We start from the raw sequence: 19,173 nt of genomic DNA, 5'->3' as shown, positions 1-19,173 counted from the left end.
TTTAGTAAAGTTGTTATAATGGTATGGTGAAATCAAAAGAGAAATGAGTGATAATTGATGAAATATACAAGTGTCTTTGACATTATAGGTCCTGTTATGGTTGGACCATCATCATCTCATACTGCTGGGGCAGTTAGAATCGGCTTAATAGCTAGAGGGCTTTTTAATGGGAAGCCGAAGCATGTAGATATATATTTATATGGTTCTTTTATGGAAACTTATAAAGGACATGGAACAGATGTCGCACTTGTGGGTGGTCTTTTAGGATACGATACAGACGATGATAGAATTAAAACAAGTCTAAAAGATGCAGAACAACAAGGTATTGAGGTTAATTTTATAGAGATGTTCGAAGAAAGATCACATCCTAACACTGCGATTATTAGTATGCGTAATGAAGAATTAGAAATTTCAGTAGAAGGTATTTCTATTGGTGGCGGTAAAGTTGAAATTGTTGCCATCAATGGATTTAAGATAGCAATCAGTGGTAATTATCCAGCGTTACTTGTCTTTCATAAAGATACTTTTGGGACAATTGGGAAAGTTACAAATGTCTTTGGTGAATATCGAATTAATGTTGGTAGTATGCAAGTAGCTCGTAAAGAAAAAGGTGAACTCGCTTTAATGACTTGTGAATTGGACGATGATATACCACAAGAAGTATTAAACAAAATACAAGAAATTGACGGCGTACAAACTGTGTCATTAATGGGGTAAGTTAAAAAGGAGGGTTATAATGTTTCAAAGTGTAAAAGAACTTATAGAAATATGTGAAAAAGAAAATAAAAAAATATACGAAGTTATGATCGAACAAGAAATAAGCGTAACAAAGCTCTCCAAAGAAGAAGTGTATAAAAATATGGAACGCAACCTTGATACAATGGAGAAAGCTATAGAGCGTGGTATTAATGGTGTAACTTCCACTACAGGATTAACTGGTATGGATGCTGTATTATTACAAGATTATTTAGAAAGCGGTAAATCACTTTCTGGAGACTTAATGATAGATGCTGTAAGTAAAGCAGTCGCGACTAATGAAGTAAATGCAGCGATGGGTAAAATATGTGCAACGCCAACAGCAGGGTCTGCTGGTGTAGCGCCCGGCGTATTGTTTGCATTAAAAAAACGCCTGAATCCATCAAGAGAAGATATGATTCATTTTCTATTCACAACAGGAGCATTTGGTTTTGTTGTTGCTAATAATGCTTCAATTTCTGGTGCTGCAGGCGGTTGTCAAGCTGAAGTTGGATCTGCAGCAGCAATGAGTGCAGCAGCTACAGTTGAAATGGCTGGAGGTACACCACAACAGTCTGCTGAAGCATTTGCGATCAGCCTGAAAAACATGCTTGGATTAGTATGTGATCCAGTAGCCGGTCTTGTAGAAGTACCATGTGTTAAACGTAATGCTGTTGGTGCTTCAAATGCTATTATTTCAGCTGATATGGCATTAGCAGGTGTAACGTCACGAATACCTACAGATGAAGTAATCGAAGCTATGTACAAAATAGGGCAAACAATGCCTTCAGCGCTTCGAGAAACAGGTAGAGGTGGCTTAGCAGGTACACCAACAGGTGAAAGATTGAAACAAGAAATCTTCGGAAATTCATAAACAATAAAAGTGCTATGTGAAAGGATTACAATCCTGATTTCATAGTAAAGCTCCTAATCCGTTGTTTTTAGATAACGGCTTAGGAGCTTTTATTTATATCTTCGGTATTGAAAGTATATGTTTATGTAGGTGCTTTTTATGTACATATTATTTCAGGGAAACTACTATTATCTTGTCTCATGTCTTTCTTAACAATTGGTTTAATAAATATAAATGTTCTATAATAGTAGTATTAATTAATTTAGGTGATAAAAATGAAAAAGCAACATCTGATATATACTAATCACACACTACAAGAATTAAAAGGTGTTGGCCCGAAAAGTCTTCAATTATTGAATGAGTTAAATATTCATACATTAGAAGATTTAGTTTTGTATTTACCGACACGTTATGAAGATGAATCTGTTATTAATTTAAATGAAGCATCAGATGGTGATGTCGTGACGGTTACAGGAGAAGTTTATTCATCTCCAACAGTAGCTTTTTTTGGTAGAAATCGTTCGAAACTCACATGTCATATGATGATAAATAATATTGCAGTAAAAGTGACTTTCTTTAATCAACCATATTTGAAAAAACGTCTAGTAATGGGCCAAACTGTAACTGTAAAAGGAAAATGGGAGCATAAAAAGCAGATTATTACTGGACAGAAAGTAATGGCCGAAAGACAAGAAGGTGGCAATACATTAACGCCAATATATCGTTTGAAAGAAGGACTAAAGCAAAAGCAACTTAATAAATATATTGAACAAGCATTAAGTTTAGTAGATATTGACGAATGGTTATCAGAAGATTTAATTAGTAAATATAAATTGATGTCTTTAAAAGATGTTATTCCAATTTTACATAGACCAATAGAGTTTGATTATTTAAAAATGGCGCGTCGAACTTTTGCTTTTAATGAGCTATTTTTATTCCAACTTAAAATGAAGTGGTTAAGTAAGCTTGAAAAAGAAGCAAACAAAATTGAAGGTTTAAATTATAATGTTCAAGATGTTAAAGAATTTATAGATACGTTGCCATTTGAATTAACAGATGCTCAAAAGAGTAGCGTGAACGAGATTTTCAGAGATTTAAAAGCACCTATAAAGATGCACAGACTTTTACAAGGTGATGTTGGTTCAGGAAAAACAGTTGTGGCTGCTATTGCTATTTATGCAATGTTTAATGCGAATAAACAAAGTGCATTAATGGTCCCTACAGAAATTTTGGCAGAACAACATGCTATTAGTTTAGACGAGTTATTTGGAGGTCGTTTGAACGTGGCTTTATTAACCAGTTCGGTAAAAGGTAAAAAAAGAAAGCTTTTACTTGAACAATTAAGAGCTGGACAAGTAGATATATTAGTAGGTACACATGCTCTTATACAAGATGATGTTGAATTTAATGATATTGGTTTAGTTATTATTGATGAACAACATAGATTTGGTGTGAATCAACGTAAAAAGTTGAGAGAAAAAGGTGCAGATACAAATGTATTATTTATGACTGCGACACCCATCCCTAGAACGTTATCTATATCAGCTTTTGGAGAAATGGATGTCTCCTCTATTAAACAAATGCCCAAAGGTCGTAAGGAAATCATCACTTCGTGGGCAAAACACGATGAAATCGATAGTGTGTTAAATCAGCTTAATAGTGAGATAGTTAAAGGTAGACAAGCTTATGTAATATGTCCACTCATTGAAGAGAGCGAAGCATTAGATGTCCAAAATGTTACCGCTATATATGAACAACTACAATTGAAGTTTGGATCTGAAAAAGTTGGTTTACTCCACGGTAAAATGACATCGGATGAAAAAGACCATATTATGAATCGATTTAGCAATAATGAAATTGCTATTTTAGTTTCTACAACTGTGGTTGAAGTAGGTGTTAACGTTCCAAATGCTACGTTTATGATAATATATGATGCTGATAGATTTGGATTATCGACACTACATCAATTAAGAGGAAGAGTAGGAAGAAGTAATCATCAAAGTTACTGTACACTTGTTGCTTCACCAAAAACTGAAAGTGGTGTTGAACGAATGCATATTATGACAGAATCTACAGATGGTTTCTATTTATCTGAAAGGGATTTAGAAATGCGTGGCCCTGGTGATTTCTTTGGTGTTAAACAAAGTGGTTTACCAGACTTTAGAGTAGCAAATATAGTGGAAGACTATAGAATGCTTGAAGTAGCGAGAGATGAAGCAAGTGAATTGGTTCAATCGGGTGAGTTTTTCAAACCTAAATATGATAAATTGAGACTGTTAGTACAAGAAACAATGGAAGAGCAAAATTTCGATTGACAAGAGAAAGCCGATTGTATAAATTTAAATTACCATTATTTGAGAGTAGGTAAGTATTATGAGATGGGTATTAAGAACAATTGGTGTTTTACTCATTTTAGTATCGATCACGATATTCTTTTGGAATGACGTTAGAACATACTTTACAGAACGCGTAAATGATAAAGTGATTACTTCATACGAAAATCAAGATAATAAAGTAAAAGTAAATCCTGTTGAATCTTGGATTACGAAGACGGAAATGAATGAGCTTGAAATAAATGATAATATGGTTGGTTATTTAAAAATACCGACAGCCGATATTAATGAGCCGATTTTTAAAGGTCCTGCAACAGAACAAAATTTAAAAAATGGTTTATCGTTAGTAGATGAAGGTGAAAAACTTACAGAACAAAATGTTGCAATAGCTGGTCATAGAGTCGAAGGTGCTGGTATTCGCTTTAACTATTTGGATAGAGCGAAAATTGGAGATAAAGTAGAATTGATTACTAAAGAAGGTAAAAAAACATTTAAAATTGATAATATTAAAAATGTTAAGCCAACACAAGTAGAAGTATTAAATGAGCATAAAGATAAGCCAAACCAACTCACTTTAATTACATGTGATTCTTATAATCCTGATACTTTATTGTTTGAAGAACGTATGATTTACACAGCAATTGAAGAAAAAAGTGCATAATTAAGACCAAGCGAGTGAAAAAAATAAATTTCACTCGTTTTTTATTGTATAATTTGTTGAGAATATTGTCGTGCCCGTGTTAGTATAAATAAGGTAGGTCATGATAGCAGGTGCTAATTATAGCTATAAGTACATAATAGAATGGATTTGGATGAGATGAAATTAACAAAAGCAAATCGTCAGAAAGAACTTACAAATCGATTAAAAGAAGAACCGTTTGTTACTGACGAAACGTTAAGTGAATATTTTAATGTAAGCATCCAAACTATTAGATTAGATAGAATGGAGCTTGGCATTCCTGAATTAAGGCGTCGTATTAAAGACGTTGCAACAAAACAACATGATGAAATTAAATCATTACCGATAGAAGATGTAATTGGTGAAATTATAGACATAGAATTAGATAAATCCGCAATTTCACTTTTAGATATTAAAGATGAACATGTTTTTACAAGAAATAAAATTGCGAGAGGGCACTATATATTCGCCCAAGCAAATTCTCTATGTGTTGCACTTATTAATGATGAATTAGCTTTAACGACTAAAGGTTCTGTACAATTTATAAAGTCAGTTAAGTTGAATGAGCGAGTAATTGCTAAAGCTACGGTGATTAATAAATCTAAACATATTGCTAAAGTTGATGTAACAAGTACAGTGCATGGAGAGACAGTATTTAAAGGACAATTTGAAATGTATTATGCAAGCGAGGGTGAAAAAAATGGTTAAAATTGCGGTAGATATGATGGGTGGAGATGAAGCTCCAGATATCGTAATAGAAGCGGTAAAAAATGCCGTAAATGATTTTCCAGATTTAGAAATATTACTTTTTGGTGATGAAAAGAAATATAATTTTGAACATGAACGTATCACTTTTACACATACTGATGAGAAGATAACAATGGATGATGAACCTGTAAGAGCTATAAAAAGAAAGAAAAACGCATCTATGGTATTAATGGCTCAGGCTGTGAAAGAAGGTAAGGCAGAAGGTTGTGTATCTGCGGGGAATACAGGAGCGTTGATGAGTAGTGGCTTATTTATTGTTGGAAGAATTAAAGGCATAGAAAGACCAGCGCTTGTCGCAACATTCCCTACGGTTACGGGTAAAGGTTTTGTGTTTTTAGATATTGGTGCGAATTCTGATGCTAAACCTGAACATTTAGTGCAATATGCAAAAATGGGCGAAATTTATGCTAAACAAGTTAGAAGCATTGATAACCCTTCATTAGCTTTGCTGAACATTGGTACTGAAGAATCAAAAGGTAATCAACAAACTAAAAAGACATACCAATTATTAAAACAAGAAAGTTTTGATAATTTTATTGGAAACGTAGAGTCAAAATCTTTATTATTAGATGCATGTGATGTTGTTGTTGCAGATGGTTATAGTGGTAATATGGTCTTAAAAACAATCGAAGGTACTGCTAGTGCTATTTTTAAAATGATGAAAGAAGCAATGTTTTCATCAACTAAAAATAAACTCGCTGCATTGACATTAAAAAAAGACATCAATAAAATTCGTGATAAAATGGATTATGCAGAATATGGCGGTTCTGTGTTACTAGGATTAAATGGCGTTGTAGTAAAAGCGCATGGTTCTTCTAATGAGCGTGCATTTTATAACGCGATAAGACAAGCAAAACTCGCTGCAGATACAAAAATCGTAGATAAAATGAGAAAGGCAGTAGGTGATGTAATTGAGTAAAATAGCAATCATGTTTCCTGGTCAAGGATCACAAAAAGTAGGTATGGCAGAAGATTTATACCAAACAGATATCAACGCTACTTCTATCCTAGATAGAGCTAATGAATCATTATCATTCGATTTATTAGATGTAATGTTTAAAGATTCAGAAGGTATATTAGGTTTAACTGAATATACGCAACCAGCTTTATTAACACATAGTACTGCACTGATGAATACTTTAAAAGATATAAACTATGATTATGCTTTAGGACACAGTTTAGGTGAATACTCTGCATTAGTATCAGAAGGCGTATTAAAATTTGAAGATGCAGTTCAAATTGTACATAAGCGTGGACTATTAATGTCTGAAGCATTCCCTCAAGGCGTAGGTTCAATGGCTGCAGTATTAGGATTAAATATTGATGAAGTTAGAGAAATTTGTGGAAAATTATCAACAGAAGATGAAATAATAGAACCAGCGAACATAAACTGTCCTGGTCAGATTGTAGTTTCTGGTCACACAACTTTAATTGAAAAATTAGTATCAGAAGGTAAATCATTAGGTGCTAAACGTGTTATGCCATTAAAAGTATCTGGTCCTTTCCATTCTTCTATGATGAAAACTATTGCTGCAGATTTCAAAGCATACATAGATCAATTTGAATGGCACGACGCAGAACACCCAATTGTACAAAACGTTCATGCTAAACCAGAAACAGATCATAACGTAATTAAAGAAAATATGGTAAAACAATTGTTCTCACCAGTTGAATATAGTCAATCCATTGAATATTTAATTGCAGATGGCGTTGATCACTTTATAGAAATAGGTCCAAACAAAGTTTTATCAGGAATTGTTAAAAAAATAAGCAGAGATGTTAAAATAACTTCAATTCAAACAATTGATGATGTTAAAGGATGGAATGAATAATGACAAAAACTGCACTTGTAACAGGCGCTTCTCGAGGCATAGGTAAAAAAATAGCATTACAACTAGGTGAAGAAGGTTATAACGTTGTAGTCAATTATGCTGGGAATAAAGAAAAAGCAGAAAAAGTTGTCTCTGAAATAAAAACTTTCGGCGTAGACGCATTCGCAATACAAGCTAACGTAAGCGAACAAGACGAAGTAAAAGCAATGATTAAAGAAACATTAAATCAATTTGGAACCATCGACGTACTTGTAAATAATGCTGGTATCACACGTGATAACTTACTTATGAGAATGAAACAAAACGAGTGGGATGATGTAATCAATACAAACTTAAAAGGTGTATTTAACTGTGTACAAGCAGTTACAAGACCGATGTTAAAACAAAAATCAGGACGTATTATTAACTTGTCTAGTGTAGTAGGTTCAGTAGGTAACCCAGGACAAATTAACTACGTTGCAACAAAATCAGGTGTAGAAGGTATGACGAAAACATTCGCTCGTGAATTAGCATCTCGAGGCATTACATGTAATGCTGTTGCACCAGGATTTATTGTTTCTGATATGACTGATCAATTATCAGATGAGTTAAAAGAACAAATGAAATCACAGATACCTTTAGATCGTTTTGGTGAAGATAGTGATATTGCGCACACAGTAGCATTTTTAGCGAGTGAAAAAGCAAATTACATTACTGGCCAAACAATTCATGTTAACGGTGGCATGTACATGCAATAATTTGGTATTATTCATGTTAGTGTGAAATATAAAAGATTTAAATTATTTAAAGGAGGTGAATGGAATGGCAAGTTTCGATAAAGTAAAAGACATTATTGTAGATCGTCTAGGAGTAGACGCTGAAAAAGTAACACCTGAAGCTTCATTTAAAGATGATTTAGGTGCTGATTCTCTAGATATTGCTGAATTAGTAATGGAATTAGAAGATGAATTTGATATGGAAATCCCTGATGAGGAAGCAGAAAAAATCAACACAGTTGGTGACGCTGTTAAATATATTGAATCATTAGAGAAATAATCCACTTTACAAAATCCCGTAGGTATATGCCTAACGGGATTTTTTATATGCTGATATAGTTAGTTTTAAATCACTCATACACAAATGATGAACTATTCACATATCTATTATTATGTTAAAATGTTGTAATTATTCCATATGGAATAATTACTATACATAAATCATAAGGGGGATATATGAAAGGTAACAGAAAATTTTTATTAACGATGGCACTTACGAGTTTGGCAGTTTTGAATTTGAATGCTCAAGTTGATGCAAAGGAAGGTACCTCAAAAGATAAATCACCTAAGATACAGAATATTGAAGTTGATCATAGAAATTATGATAAAAAAGCAAGTAAAGTTAAGGAAGAAGCAACTAAGTCTTCATCAGCTGCAATGGATTATATAAATTCATTAGAAGGTAAAGGGTGGGACTTCGATGGCTATTATGGTTGGCAATGTTTCGATTTAGTTAATTATTATTGGAATTATTTATATGGTCATGGTTTACATGGTGACTACGCTAAAGATATACCTACTGAAAATGACTTTACAGGTGAGGCAACTGTTTATAAAAACACGCCATCTTTTGTGGCTAAACCAGGTGACATTGTTGTATTTAATGAAGATTTTGGCTCAGGAGCGGGCCATACAGCTATTGTTACAAATGGTAATGCTGATGGTAATTTAAATCAATTCCAAAGCTTAGATCAAAACTGGTATGGTGGCGGTGAAGATAAGACAGAAGTAGCTCAACGTATTACTCATAATTATGAAACAGAAATGTGGTTTATTAGACCGAATTAATATGTTAAAGGTATAAATGTAAAGCTTTTCTTAAAATACTCTTAATCTGTTATTTATTAATTTTTAGATTAGGAGTATTTTTATGTATTTTTGCTCAATAGTTTACGATTGTTGTCTAGATAAATAAGTTTATGATAATATTCTTTTTTTTTTATGATATTTAACGTAAAATAGATAGGAAACATAATGTTAGGAGGAAACAAATGTCTAAGAACAAATCTCAAATCATAATGCAATTCAAAGTTAAATTTGATCAGTTTATGTCTAATCTAGATATTGAATTTGAAAATTATGATATTTATATTCAAGCTTTTTCGCATTCTAGTTTTATTAATGATTTTAAACTGGATAAATTAAGTCATAATGAACGTTTAGAATTTTTAGGAGATGCGGTGTTAGAATTGACGGTGTCACAGTTTTTGTATAAGAAATTTCCATTATTGCCTGAAGGTAAGTTAACTAAACTGCGCGCATCAATTGTATGTGAACCATCACTTGTAACATTTGCAATGAGTTTGAACATGAACGAATTATTACTTCTTGGTAAAGGCGAAGAGAAGACCGGCGGACGTGAACGCCCGTCTTTAATTGCTGATGCTTTTGAATCGTTTGTAGGTGCATTGTATTTGGACAAGGGAATTGAAAGTGTAGAAACCTTTTTAAATAAGGTGGTTTACCCTCATGTTATAGATGATAATTATACCGCTAATAGAGATTATAAGACTGAGCTTCAAGAGTTCATGCATAGACGTAATAAAGGTGTCATTACTTATCATCTACTCGATGAAAGTGGACCAGCTCATCACAAGTTATTTACCTCAGAGGTGTTATTAAATGGGGAAGCTTTAGAAATTGGTGAAGGTCGAACGAAGAAAGAATCTGAACAAAATGCAGCTAAAAAAGCGCTGAATAATAGTCGTTAAGGAGTAATTTATGGTTTATTTAAAGTCGATAGATGCATACGGATTTAAATCATTTGCAGAAAATACACATGTTGAATTCGATAATGGTGTAACTGCAATAGTCGGCCCAAATGGTAGTGGTAAAAGTAATATAACGGACGCTATAAAATGGGTGCTTGGTGAACAATCTGCCAAGAGTCTTCGAGGATCGAAGATGGAAGATATTATTTTTAATGGATCTAAAGAACGAAAAAAATGTCAATATGCTGAAGTGAAATTAACTTTAGACAATCATTCTAGAAAACTTAATATAGATGAAGACACAATTACAGTTGAAAGAAGATTATATCGTAATGGTGACAGTGAGTATTATCTTAATAATGAAAGAACTCGATTGAAATCTATATTAGATTTATTTTTAGATTCTGGTTTAGGTAAAGAAGCTTTTAGCATTATATCTCAAGGGAAAGTTGATGAAGTATTAAATGCTAAACCTAGCGATAGACGTTATTTAATTGAAGAAGCTGCTGGTGTACTTAAATATAAAAAACGTAAAAAAGAAGCGACTACTAAACTTGAAGAAACAGAGCAAAATTTAAACCGAGTTGAAGATATAGTATTCGATTTAGAAGCACGTGTAGAACCTTTAAGGGAAGAAGCAGCAATTGCTGAAGAATATCTTTCTTTGAAAGAAGAAATGAAAAAGAGTGATATTACAGTTACTGTTTATGATATTCAAAGCTTAAATAAAGATTTTAAACAATTAGAAACTGATATAGAACATTTCCAAGCACAAAAAAATCAAAAGACTTCTGAATTAGATGGATTAACATTTAAGTTGAATGATAAGAAAAAGAATCGTGATCAAATTTCATTTAAAATACAAGAATCTAATAAAGCTTTAGTAGAAGCGACAGAATCATTAGAGCGTTACACAGGTCAATTAGAAGTTTTAAAAGAAAGACAAAAAAATAGTGATGCTACAAATGAAAGATTAGAAGAAGATAAAAACCTTACGCAATCTCGTATTGATAAAATAACTAATCAAATTAAAGAAATCGATGTTGAACTATCTTCATTTAAGGAAAAACAACAAGTAATGCTTCAAGAGATTAATCAACTTGAAAGCCAACTTTCTAATAATGAAGGTTCTTTCGAGGAACGTATTGAAGAACTGAAAGATCAATATTATCAATTAATGACAGAACAATCTGATATAAATAATGATATTAGATTTTTAGAAGATAAATTAGCAACTCATCAAGAAAAACAATCAAGGTTAGATGGTCGTCAAAAAGAAGTATATGATCATTTACAAAATGTCTGGAAAGAGAAAGAAACAGTAAGTAAACAATTAGAACAAATTGAAACGGATTTGAAAGAAACAACGGAAAAATATAAATCTGATTACGCGATTTTAAAAGAGAAAGAAACAGAGTATAAAGAGTCTGAATCTAAACTTTATCAAGCATATAGATACACTGAACAAATGAAAACACGTATTAATACACTTAAGAGTATGCAAGAAGATTATTCTGGTTTTTATTCTGGTGTAAAGCATGTACTAAAGGAAAAATCTTTAAAAGGCATTGAAGGAGCAGTAGCTGAAATTATTGATACGCCTACGCAGTTAACTACAGCAGTTGAAATTGCGCTTGGAGCTTCATTACAGCATATTATTGTTCGAGAAGAGAAAGATGCAAGATTAGCGATTAAATATTTAAAAGATAAAAAGTTAGGTAGAGCAACATTTTTACCAATGAATGTCATCAAAAAGAGATTTATACCAGATAATGTAGTAAATCAAATTAAAAACAGTCCTGGATTTGTTACAGTAGCATCAGAAGGTGTCCAGTTTGATGAACAGTATCGCAATATAGTAGAGCATTTATTAGGTAGTACGATTATTGCGGAAAGTTTAGAAACTGCTAATGAGCTAGCTAGAACAATTCAATTTAAACATAGAATTGTAACACTAGATGGAGATATTATTACTCCTGGAGGTGCGATGACTGGTGGAGGTAAAGAGAAAAAAGCGAGTCTCTTATCTCAAAAAGATGAACTTAAGACAACTGAAGATAAATACCATAACTTTATGAAACAGACAACACAAGTAGAATCAAAAGTTAAAAATTTAAAAGAAGAAATTCAACAATTAGAAAAAACTCTTTCAGAAACACAAGAAAAAGGCACGGAGCTTAGAGCAAGTGAACACGAAGTGACATTGCAGTTAGATTCTATTTTAGCAAAAGAAAAACGTTTAATAGATGAAAATGAAACGTTCGAGTTTGAAAAGAACGATGGTTATAATTTCATAAAAGGGCAAGAAACTTTAAAAGAAAAACAATCATTACTTGTTGAAATTCAAGGGCGCCTTAAGTCAATAGATGAAGAAATCAATCAATTAAACGCATCGTTATCTAATAACAAAGATAGTGAAAAAACGATACAAAATTTATTAAATGAAAAACGATCAAACCTCGCAGTGGAAAAAGAGAGAAATCGTCTGAAAGTACAGGATAAAAAACGGTTAACTGAGGATTTAAATGAAAATGAAAATACATTAACAAAAATTTTAGATCAAATTGAATTAGTTAACTCGGATGAATACAGTGGTACTAGTCAGTTTGATGAAGTTGAAAAACATATAGAACAAAGTACTAATACAAAACTTGAAATAGAAACGAAAATGTCAGAACAACAAGATATGTATAGAGCTATTCAAGAAGAAATTCAAAAACTTGAGGAAGACATAGAAACATTAAGACAAAGTATTTCTGGAATAGAAACAGGTCTACAAGATATGGTAAGTAAACATTCGAAAATAGATATAATGATTGAACACCAGTTGACGCACTTAAGTGATACGTATCAACTTACATTTGAAAAAGCTGAGTCGATGTATGAAATGCCCGAAGATATTTCAGAAGCACGTAAAACAGTTAAACTCACTAAAATGTCTATCGAAGAATTAGGTCATGTTAATTTGAATGCTATCGAGCAATTTAAAGAGGTTAATGATAGGTATACTTTCTTAAGTGATCAAAGAACAGATTTACTAGAAGCTAAAGAAACACTAGAACAAGTAATATTAGAAATGGATAGTGAAGTATCTACACGATTTAAAGAAACATTTGATGAAGTGAATCAACATTTTGGTAACGTATTTAAAACTTTATTTAATGGTGGTAGAGCTGAACTTCAATTGACTGATAAAGATATACTTGATTCAGGCGTGGAAATTGTTGTACAACCACCAGGCAAAAATAGACAGTACTTATCTTTATTAAGCGGTGGAGAACGTGCACTATCAGCAATTAGCTTGTTATTTGCTATTTTGAAAGTACGAACAGCGCCATTTGTTATACTAGATGAAGTTGAAGCAGCGCTTGATGAACATAATGTTATTAGATATGCTGAGTACTTGAATAAACTAAAAGCAGATACACAATTTATTGTTATTACACATAGAAAAGGTACAATGTCATACGCAGATAGTTTATATGGTGTGACGATGCAAGAGGCAGGTATATCTAAACTTGTGAGTGTTAACTTAAAATCAATTAAAGATGAAGAATTGGAGGCATTGCAGTCATGAGTTTTTTTAAACGATTAAAAAATAAATTTGCACCAAGCGATGAAGTAAAAAAAGATGAAATTGAAACTAAAGAGGAACAACCTATAGAAGATTTACCTCCCGAATCAAATGAAAAACAAAATCCTGAAGCGGTAGAACTTAATGATGGTTTAATGTCTTTAGATGAATTTGAAGAGTGGGAATCAGAACAACTAGGTGCTAAATTTAAGCAAGGTCTAGAAAAATCTAGAGAGAATTTCCAAAACAAATTAAATGACTTGTTAGCTGTTTACAGAAAAGTCGACGAAGATTTCTTTGAAGCGTTAGAAGAAATGTTAATTCAAGCAGACGTAGGATTTAATACAGTAATGGAACTTGTTGATGAGCTACGTATGGAAGCTAAACGCCAAAACATTACTGAAACAGAAGAGCTTAGAGAAGTAATTGTAGAAAAAATCGTAGACATATATGTTCAAGGTGATCAAGAGATTGACCGCATGGACATTGAGGATGACAGATTAAACGTTATATTGATGGTCGGTGTTAATGGAGTTGGAAAAACGACTACAATCGGTAAATTAGCGCATAGATATAAACAAGAAGGTAAAAAAGTAATATTAGCCGCTGGTGACACTTTCCGTGCAGGTGCAATTGAACAATTACAAGTATGGGGAGAAAGAGTTGGCGTTGAAGTCATCAGTCAAAAAGAAGGCTCAGATCCAGCTGCGGTAATGTATGATGCAGTTAACGCTGCTAAAAGTCGTGGAGCGGATGTTTTAATTTGTGATACAGCTGGAAGATTACAAAACAAAGCGAACTTGATGAATGAATTACAGAAAGTAAGAAAAGTTATAGATCGTAATATTCCTGGTGCACCACACGAAGTATTGTTAGCTTTAGATGCAACGACAGGTCAGAATGCTTTATCTCAAGCCAAATCATTTAAAGAAGTAACTCAAGTAACAGGTATTGTGTTAACTAAGCTTGACGGTACAGCAAAAGGTGGTATTGTATTAGCCATACGTAATGAACTACAAATTCCAGTTAAATTTGTAGGATTAGGTGAAAAAATGGATGATTTACAACCATTTGATGCTGAAAGTTACGTATATGGGTTATTTGCTGATATGATTGAATCAAATGAAAGTGTTGAAAATACAACTGAAGAAGTGGATGAAGATGAAAGAAAATAATGATTTAATCAAAACAATGCGCATGAATTATCTGTTTGATTTTTATCAAGGATTATTAACTGAAAAGCAACGCAACTATTTAGAACTATATTATTTGGAAGATTATGCTTTAAGTGAAATTGCAGAGACTTATCAAGTGAGTCGACAAGCTGTATATGATAATATAAAACGGACAGATGAGTTGTTAGAAGAATATGAAACGAAATTGCAACTCTTTAAAAAATTTAAAGAAAGACAGTCTATAATACAAGAATTAAAAAGATTGTCATCAGATAATCAAGAAATTAAGCAAGCTATAAAACGCTTAGAGATTCTTGAATAGGAGGAGAAATTATGGCATTTGAAGGTTTATCCGAGAGACTTCAAGCCACGATGCAACGCATCAAAGGTAAAGGTAAGGTAACTGAACAAGATATTAAAGCAATGATGCGTGAAGTACGTTTAGCATTATTAGAAGCAGACGTTAACTTTAAAGTCGTAAAGAAATTTGTTAACACTGTTTCAGAACGTGCCCTTGGCGCAGATGTTATGCAATCTTTAACACCTGGACAACAAGTTATTAAAATTGTTCAAGATGAATTAACAGCTTTAATGGGTGGAGAAAACAGCAAAATTAATATGAGTACTAAGCCACCAACAGTGGTGATGATGGTTGGTTTACAAGGTGCAGGTAAAACGACAACTGCTGGTAAATTAGCTATGCTAATGAGAAAAAATTATAATAAAAAGCCTTTATTAGTAGCATGTGATATTTATAGACCGGCTGCTATTCAACAATTACAAACAGTTGGTAAACAAATAGATGTCCCTGTCTATACTGAAGGAGATCAAGTAAGTCCTAAAGAAATTACGGAAAATGCATTAAAATATGCTAAAGAAGAACACTTGGATTTTGTTATCATTGATACAGCTGGACGACTTCATATTGATGAAGCATTAATGAATGAGTTGGTTGATGTGAAAGAAGTTTCTACACCTGATGAAATCATGTTAGTTGTAGATGCAATGACTGGTCAAGATGCTGTAAATGTAGCAGAATCATTTGATGAAACTTTAGATATTTCAGGTGTTACATTAACGAAACTAGACGGAGACACACGTGGTGGTGCTGCGCTATCTATTCGTTCTGTAACTGAAAAACCTATTAAATTTATCGGTATGAGTGAAAAATTAGATGGACTTGAATTATTCCATCCAGAACGTATGGCATCTAGAATCTTAGGTATGGGTGATGTATTAAGTTTAATCGAAAAAGCTCAACAAGGTGTAGATGAAACAAAAGCTAAAGAATTAGAAAAGAAAATGAGAACTTCTGCGTTTACATTCGATGATTTCTTAGATCAGCTAGAGCAAGTTAAAGACTTAGGTCCATTAGATGATTTAATGAACATGATACCTGGAGCTAATAAAATGAAGGGTATGAAAAATGCAAACATGGATCCTAAACAAATAGATAATGTTCAAGCTATTATTAGATCTATGACATTAGAAGAAAGAAGTAATCCAGAAATACTGAACGTTTCTAGAAAACGTCGTATCGCTAAAGGTTCTGGTCGTTCATTACAAGAAGTGAATAGATTGATTAAACAATTTGGCGAAATGAAAAAAATGATGAAACAATTTACTGGTAGCAATAAAAAAGGTAAAAAAGGCAAAAAAGGTAGCAATCCATTCCAAGGAATGAATTTACCATTTTAATTTAAAATAAATTCTCCTAATTCGTTAATTAAATATATAAGGGATTAGGAGAATTATTTTGAGTATGGTTAGATAGAAATCCATCTTTTTATAAACAAATTTTAGACAAATTTAAATTGGTAAAGAGAAAACACTTTACAAACTTTTTATATCCTGTTATAGTATTTACTTGTAGAAAAGAAATTATAAATGAGTGAGGAGTTTTTAAACATGGCAGTTAAAATTCGTTTAACACGCAAGGGTTCAAAAAGAAACCCATTTTATCGTATAGTAGTAGCAGATGCACGTTCTCCACGTGATGGTCGTATTATCGAACCAATCGGTACTTATGATCCAGTTGCTAAATCAGGTTCAATTGTTAAAATTGATGAAGAATTAGCTTTAAAATGGTTAAAAGATGGAGCAAAACCAACTGATACAGTTCGTGATATCTTATCAACACACGGTATCATGGAAAAATACCATAATTCTAAACTTTCTAAGTAAAGATAGATTATAATGGAAAAATTAATACAAACAATTATAGTACCGCTCGTAGATTATCCGGAGAACATCAATATATCTAAAGATGAACAAGATTCTAGCATTACGTTCAATATAGACGTTCATGAAGAAGACATTGGCAGAATTATTGGTAAGAAGGGCAGAATGATTAAAGCAATTCGTACAATTGTGTCTGGTTCAATGAACGAGTATGGAAAGAAAGTGTTTGTAGAGGTTAATTAAGAGTGCCTACTTTGGTGCTCTTTTTTATTGTTGATAAAACAACAGTTAGGAGGCAATGCTAGATGAACGTTGAAATTGGGAAAATCGTAAATACGCATGGAATCAAAGGTGAAGTCAAAGTAATGTCTGAATCAGATTTTACTGATGAAAGATTTCAACCTGGTCAACATGTAACAGTTAAACATAGTAAAGAGGAACAAACTTTTGTAATCGCATCTCACAGAATGCATAAAAATTTTCATTTATTAACGTTTGAAGGTGTTCAAAACATAAACGAAATTGAGCACTTAAAAGGCTCTAAAATTTTTCAAGAGCAAGAAAATGATGCAATTGAATTAGATGAAAATGAATATTATTATTCAGATATAATCGGTTGTACAGTATTCGTCGAAAAAGATGCAATTGGAGAAGTAGCAGAAATTTTTGAAACTGGTGCAAATGATGTGTGGGTGGTTAAAGGAGAGAAAGAGTATCTCATTCCTTATATTGAAGATGTTGTTAAAGACATAGACATTGAAAATAAATCAATCAGAATAGAACCGATGGAAGGTTTATTAGACTAATGAAAATTGATTATTTAACTTTATTCCCTGAAATGTACGAAGGTGTTCTTAATCATTCTATTATGAAAAGAGCTCAAGATAAAAATATCGTATCATTTAATACAGTGAATTTTAGAGATTATGCAAATAACAAACATTCACAAGTAGATGATTATCCATACGGTGGCGGACAAGGTATGGTATTGAAACCAGAACCAATCTTTAACGCCTTGGAAGATTTAGATAAAACACCAGATACAAGAGTTATTTTAATGTGCCCTCAAGGAGAACCGTTTACACAGGAAAAAGCTGAATCATTATCTGAAAGTGAACACATTGTGTTTATATGCGGTCATTATGAAGGATATGATGAAAGAATTAGAACGCATTGTGTAACAGATGAAATATCAATAGGTGACTATGTATTGACTGGCGGAGAGCTAGCGAGCATGACAATGACAGACGCAATTGTAAGATTAGTACCAGGAGTTTTAGGAAATCAAGTATCTCATGAAGATGATTCATTTTCATCTGGTTTACTTGAACACCCACAATATACAAGACCGGCTGATTATCAAGGCATGAAAGTTCCTGATGTATTGTTATCAGGGAATCATGCAAACATCGACAAGTGGAGACATGAACAATCTCTATTAAGAACTTTGGAAAGAAGACCGGATTTATTAGAGCAATATCCACTAACTGAAAAAGACAAAAAAATTCTAAACAACAATAAAAAATAGATTGAATGAAAATAAGCATTATGATATAGTATTATAAGTGTGTGAGCACAAAATCACTATGATCCGCTGCCAGCATTGAATGTATTTTAAATTTATTATTGGGCAAGAACATAGTCAGAAGGAGAGAATATAAATGAGTAATCATAAGTTAATCGAAGCAGTAACTAAAGACCAATTACGTACGGATATTCCTACATTCCGCGCAGGTGACACTTTACGTGTACACGTACGTATCGTTGAGGGTAGCCGTGAGCGTATCCAAGTATTCGAAGGTGTAGTAATCAAACGTCGTGGTGGCGGAATTTCAGAAACATTTACAGTTCGTAAATTATCTTACGGTGTTGGAGTTGAACGTACATTCCCAGTACACACTCCGAAAATCGAAAAGATCGAAGTTAAACGTCGCGGTAAAGTACGTCGTGCGAAACTTTACTACTTACGTAGCTTACGTGGTAAAGCTGCTCGTATTAAAGAAATTAGATAAATTAAAATATAAGGATTTGTCCTTTATTTTAAGTAGAAAACCGGCTGAGACATTTTGTCTTAGCCGGTTTTGTTTTTTAATTTTGAGTCAGAGAAAAAGTGAATTCATGAGTATAACTTAATCCAATAAGAGGTGCTCTACTTGGATTATTGTCATAGTTAGTCCAACAAAAGGTGATCTAATTGGATTATTGCATTAGTTAATCCAACAAAAGGTACACTGCATCATCATATTATTGAAACTATTAAAGCATTAAGTAATTTAAGGATGTATATTAAAATTCAA

Annotated in this window: 20 protein-coding genes; all 20 read left to right on the top strand. The window is 32.6% G+C overall.

The features are described 5' to 3' along the window. Positions 1–57 precede the first annotated feature (57 nt). Positions 58–717, top strand: coding sequence for an L-serine ammonia-lyase, iron-sulfur-dependent subunit beta (sdaAB, locus tag ACNMOQ_RS08520; RefSeq protein WP_017000121.1), 660 nt, complete (start codon positions 58–60; stop codon positions 715–717). 19 nt (positions 718–736) lie between these two features. Then, a complete protein-coding gene (gene sdaAA, locus ACNMOQ_RS08515) occupies positions 737–1,609 on the top strand; it encodes an L-serine ammonia-lyase, iron-sulfur-dependent, subunit alpha (protein WP_416349682.1) in 873 nt (290 codons plus the stop codon). Positions 1,610–1,863: 254 nt separating this feature from the next. After that, positions 1,864–3,903 carry an ATP-dependent DNA helicase RecG gene (gene recG / locus ACNMOQ_RS08510; protein WP_239723699.1) on the top strand — a complete coding sequence of 680 codons (2,040 nt, stop codon included), beginning with the start codon at positions 1,864–1,866 and terminating at the stop codon, positions 3,901–3,903. Between the two features lie 58 nt (positions 3,904–3,961). Next, a complete protein-coding gene (locus ACNMOQ_RS08505; protein WP_082892475.1) occupies positions 3,962–4,582 on the top strand; it encodes a class A sortase in 621 nt (206 codons plus the stop codon). Positions 4,583–4,738: 156 nt separating this feature from the next. Beyond that, entirely contained in the window at positions 4,739–5,308 is a 570-nt protein-coding gene (fapR, locus tag ACNMOQ_RS08500; RefSeq protein ID WP_026023680.1) for a transcription factor FapR, read from the top strand. Continuing rightward, positions 5,301–6,287: a phosphate acyltransferase PlsX gene (gene plsX, locus ACNMOQ_RS08495; RefSeq protein ID WP_064204048.1), complete on the top strand. Its 987-nt coding sequence runs from the start codon at positions 5,301–5,303 to the stop codon at positions 6,285–6,287. Before fapR ends, plsX begins: the two co-directional genes overlap by 8 nt. Then, a complete protein-coding gene (gene fabD / locus ACNMOQ_RS08490) occupies positions 6,280–7,200 on the top strand; it encodes an ACP S-malonyltransferase (RefSeq protein WP_416349681.1) in 921 nt (306 codons plus the stop codon). The genes plsX and fabD overlap by 8 nt, the downstream gene beginning before the upstream one ends. Next, entirely contained in the window at positions 7,200–7,937 is a 738-nt protein-coding gene (gene fabG, locus ACNMOQ_RS08485) for a 3-oxoacyl-[acyl-carrier-protein] reductase (RefSeq protein WP_064211536.1), read from the top strand. Before fabD ends, fabG begins: the two co-directional genes overlap by 1 nt. 64 nt (positions 7,938–8,001) lie before the next feature. Beyond that, positions 8,002–8,235 carry an acyl carrier protein gene (locus tag ACNMOQ_RS08480; RefSeq protein ID WP_017000113.1) on the top strand — a complete coding sequence of 78 codons (234 nt, stop codon included), beginning with the start codon at positions 8,002–8,004 and terminating at the stop codon, positions 8,233–8,235. A 176-nt stretch (positions 8,236–8,411) separates the two neighbouring features. Continuing rightward, positions 8,412–9,023, top strand: a complete 612-nt coding sequence (locus ACNMOQ_RS08475) for a CHAP domain-containing protein (protein ID WP_017000112.1) — start codon at positions 8,412–8,414, stop codon at positions 9,021–9,023. A gap of 203 nt (positions 9,024–9,226) precedes the next feature. Then, positions 9,227–9,946, top strand: coding sequence for a ribonuclease III (rnc, locus tag ACNMOQ_RS08470; RefSeq protein WP_017000111.1), 720 nt, complete (start codon positions 9,227–9,229; stop codon positions 9,944–9,946). 10 nt (positions 9,947–9,956) lie between these two features. Then, positions 9,957–13,523, top strand: coding sequence for a chromosome segregation protein SMC (smc, locus tag ACNMOQ_RS08465; protein ID WP_064204045.1), 3,567 nt, complete (start codon positions 9,957–9,959; stop codon positions 13,521–13,523). Then, complete coding sequence (gene ftsY / locus ACNMOQ_RS08460) at positions 13,520–14,695, top strand: signal recognition particle-docking protein FtsY (protein ID WP_064211534.1); 1,176 nt, start codon at positions 13,520–13,522, stop codon at positions 14,693–14,695. The genes smc and ftsY overlap by 4 nt, the downstream gene beginning before the upstream one ends. Next, positions 14,682–15,017, top strand: a complete 336-nt coding sequence (locus tag ACNMOQ_RS08455; protein WP_017000108.1) for a putative DNA-binding protein — start codon at positions 14,682–14,684, stop codon at positions 15,015–15,017. The genes ftsY and ACNMOQ_RS08455 overlap by 14 nt, the downstream gene beginning before the upstream one ends. Before the next feature lie 11 nt (positions 15,018–15,028). Then, complete coding sequence (ffh, locus tag ACNMOQ_RS08450) at positions 15,029–16,393, top strand: signal recognition particle protein (RefSeq protein ID WP_064204043.1); 1,365 nt, start codon at positions 15,029–15,031, stop codon at positions 16,391–16,393. A 210-nt stretch (positions 16,394–16,603) separates the two neighbouring features. Then, on the top strand, positions 16,604–16,879 hold the full coding sequence (gene rpsP / locus ACNMOQ_RS08445) for a 30S ribosomal protein S16 (protein ID WP_064211533.1): 276 nt from the start codon (positions 16,604–16,606) through the stop codon (positions 16,877–16,879). Between the two features lie 12 nt (positions 16,880–16,891). Then, on the top strand, positions 16,892–17,119 hold the full coding sequence (locus ACNMOQ_RS08440; protein ID WP_016910740.1) for a KH domain-containing protein: 228 nt from the start codon (positions 16,892–16,894) through the stop codon (positions 17,117–17,119). A gap of 62 nt (positions 17,120–17,181) precedes the next feature. Then, on the top strand, positions 17,182–17,682 hold the full coding sequence (gene rimM / locus ACNMOQ_RS08435; protein ID WP_017000105.1) for a ribosome maturation factor RimM: 501 nt from the start codon (positions 17,182–17,184) through the stop codon (positions 17,680–17,682). Then, the gene (gene trmD, locus ACNMOQ_RS08430) at positions 17,682–18,404 is read left to right on the top strand and encodes a tRNA (guanosine(37)-N1)-methyltransferase TrmD (protein WP_017000104.1); all 723 of its coding nucleotides are present in this window, start codon (positions 17,682–17,684) and stop codon (positions 18,402–18,404) included. The genes rimM and trmD overlap by 1 nt, the downstream gene beginning before the upstream one ends. Positions 18,405–18,537: 133 nt before the next feature. Continuing rightward, positions 18,538–18,888 carry a 50S ribosomal protein L19 gene (rplS, locus tag ACNMOQ_RS08425; protein WP_064204040.1) on the top strand — a complete coding sequence of 117 codons (351 nt, stop codon included), beginning with the start codon at positions 18,538–18,540 and terminating at the stop codon, positions 18,886–18,888. Positions 18,889–19,173 lie beyond the last annotated feature (285 nt).

It is taken from the genome of Mammaliicoccus lentus (assembly GCF_947036595.1).
Taxonomy (GTDB): domain Bacteria; phylum Bacillota; class Bacilli; order Staphylococcales; family Staphylococcaceae; genus Mammaliicoccus; species Mammaliicoccus lentus.
This window is presented reverse-complemented; position numbering and strand designations above follow the sequence as displayed.

Coding starts and splice junctions, on each gene's coding strand:
- sdaAB (WP_017000121.1), top strand. CDS start 58: ATGAAATATACAAGTGTCTTTGACATTATAGGTCCTGTTATGGTTGGA.
- sdaAA (WP_416349682.1), top strand. CDS start 737: ATGTTTCAAAGTGTAAAAGAACTTATAGAAATATGTGAAAAAGAAAAT.
- recG (WP_239723699.1), top strand. CDS start 1,864: ATGAAAAAGCAACATCTGATATATACTAATCACACACTACAAGAATTA.
- ACNMOQ_RS08505 (WP_082892475.1), top strand. CDS start 3,962: ATGAGATGGGTATTAAGAACAATTGGTGTTTTACTCATTTTAGTATCG.
- fapR (WP_026023680.1), top strand. CDS start 4,739: ATGAAATTAACAAAAGCAAATCGTCAGAAAGAACTTACAAATCGATTA.
- plsX (WP_064204048.1), top strand. CDS start 5,301: ATGGTTAAAATTGCGGTAGATATGATGGGTGGAGATGAAGCTCCAGAT.
- fabG (WP_064211536.1), top strand. CDS start 7,200: ATGACAAAAACTGCACTTGTAACAGGCGCTTCTCGAGGCATAGGTAAA.
- ACNMOQ_RS08480 (WP_017000113.1), top strand. CDS start 8,002: ATGGCAAGTTTCGATAAAGTAAAAGACATTATTGTAGATCGTCTAGGA.
- ACNMOQ_RS08475 (WP_017000112.1), top strand. CDS start 8,412: ATGAAAGGTAACAGAAAATTTTTATTAACGATGGCACTTACGAGTTTG.
- rnc (WP_017000111.1), top strand. CDS start 9,227: ATGTCTAAGAACAAATCTCAAATCATAATGCAATTCAAAGTTAAATTT.
- smc (WP_064204045.1), top strand. CDS start 9,957: ATGGTTTATTTAAAGTCGATAGATGCATACGGATTTAAATCATTTGCA.
- ftsY (WP_064211534.1), top strand. CDS start 13,520: ATGAGTTTTTTTAAACGATTAAAAAATAAATTTGCACCAAGCGATGAA.
- ACNMOQ_RS08455 (WP_017000108.1), top strand. CDS start 14,682: ATGAAAGAAAATAATGATTTAATCAAAACAATGCGCATGAATTATCTG.
- ffh (WP_064204043.1), top strand. CDS start 15,029: ATGGCATTTGAAGGTTTATCCGAGAGACTTCAAGCCACGATGCAACGC.
- rpsP (WP_064211533.1), top strand. CDS start 16,604: ATGGCAGTTAAAATTCGTTTAACACGCAAGGGTTCAAAAAGAAACCCA.
- ACNMOQ_RS08440 (WP_016910740.1), top strand. CDS start 16,892: ATGGAAAAATTAATACAAACAATTATAGTACCGCTCGTAGATTATCCG.
- rimM (WP_017000105.1), top strand. CDS start 17,182: ATGAACGTTGAAATTGGGAAAATCGTAAATACGCATGGAATCAAAGGT.
- trmD (WP_017000104.1), top strand. CDS start 17,682: ATGAAAATTGATTATTTAACTTTATTCCCTGAAATGTACGAAGGTGTT.
- rplS (WP_064204040.1), top strand. CDS start 18,538: ATGAGTAATCATAAGTTAATCGAAGCAGTAACTAAAGACCAATTACGT.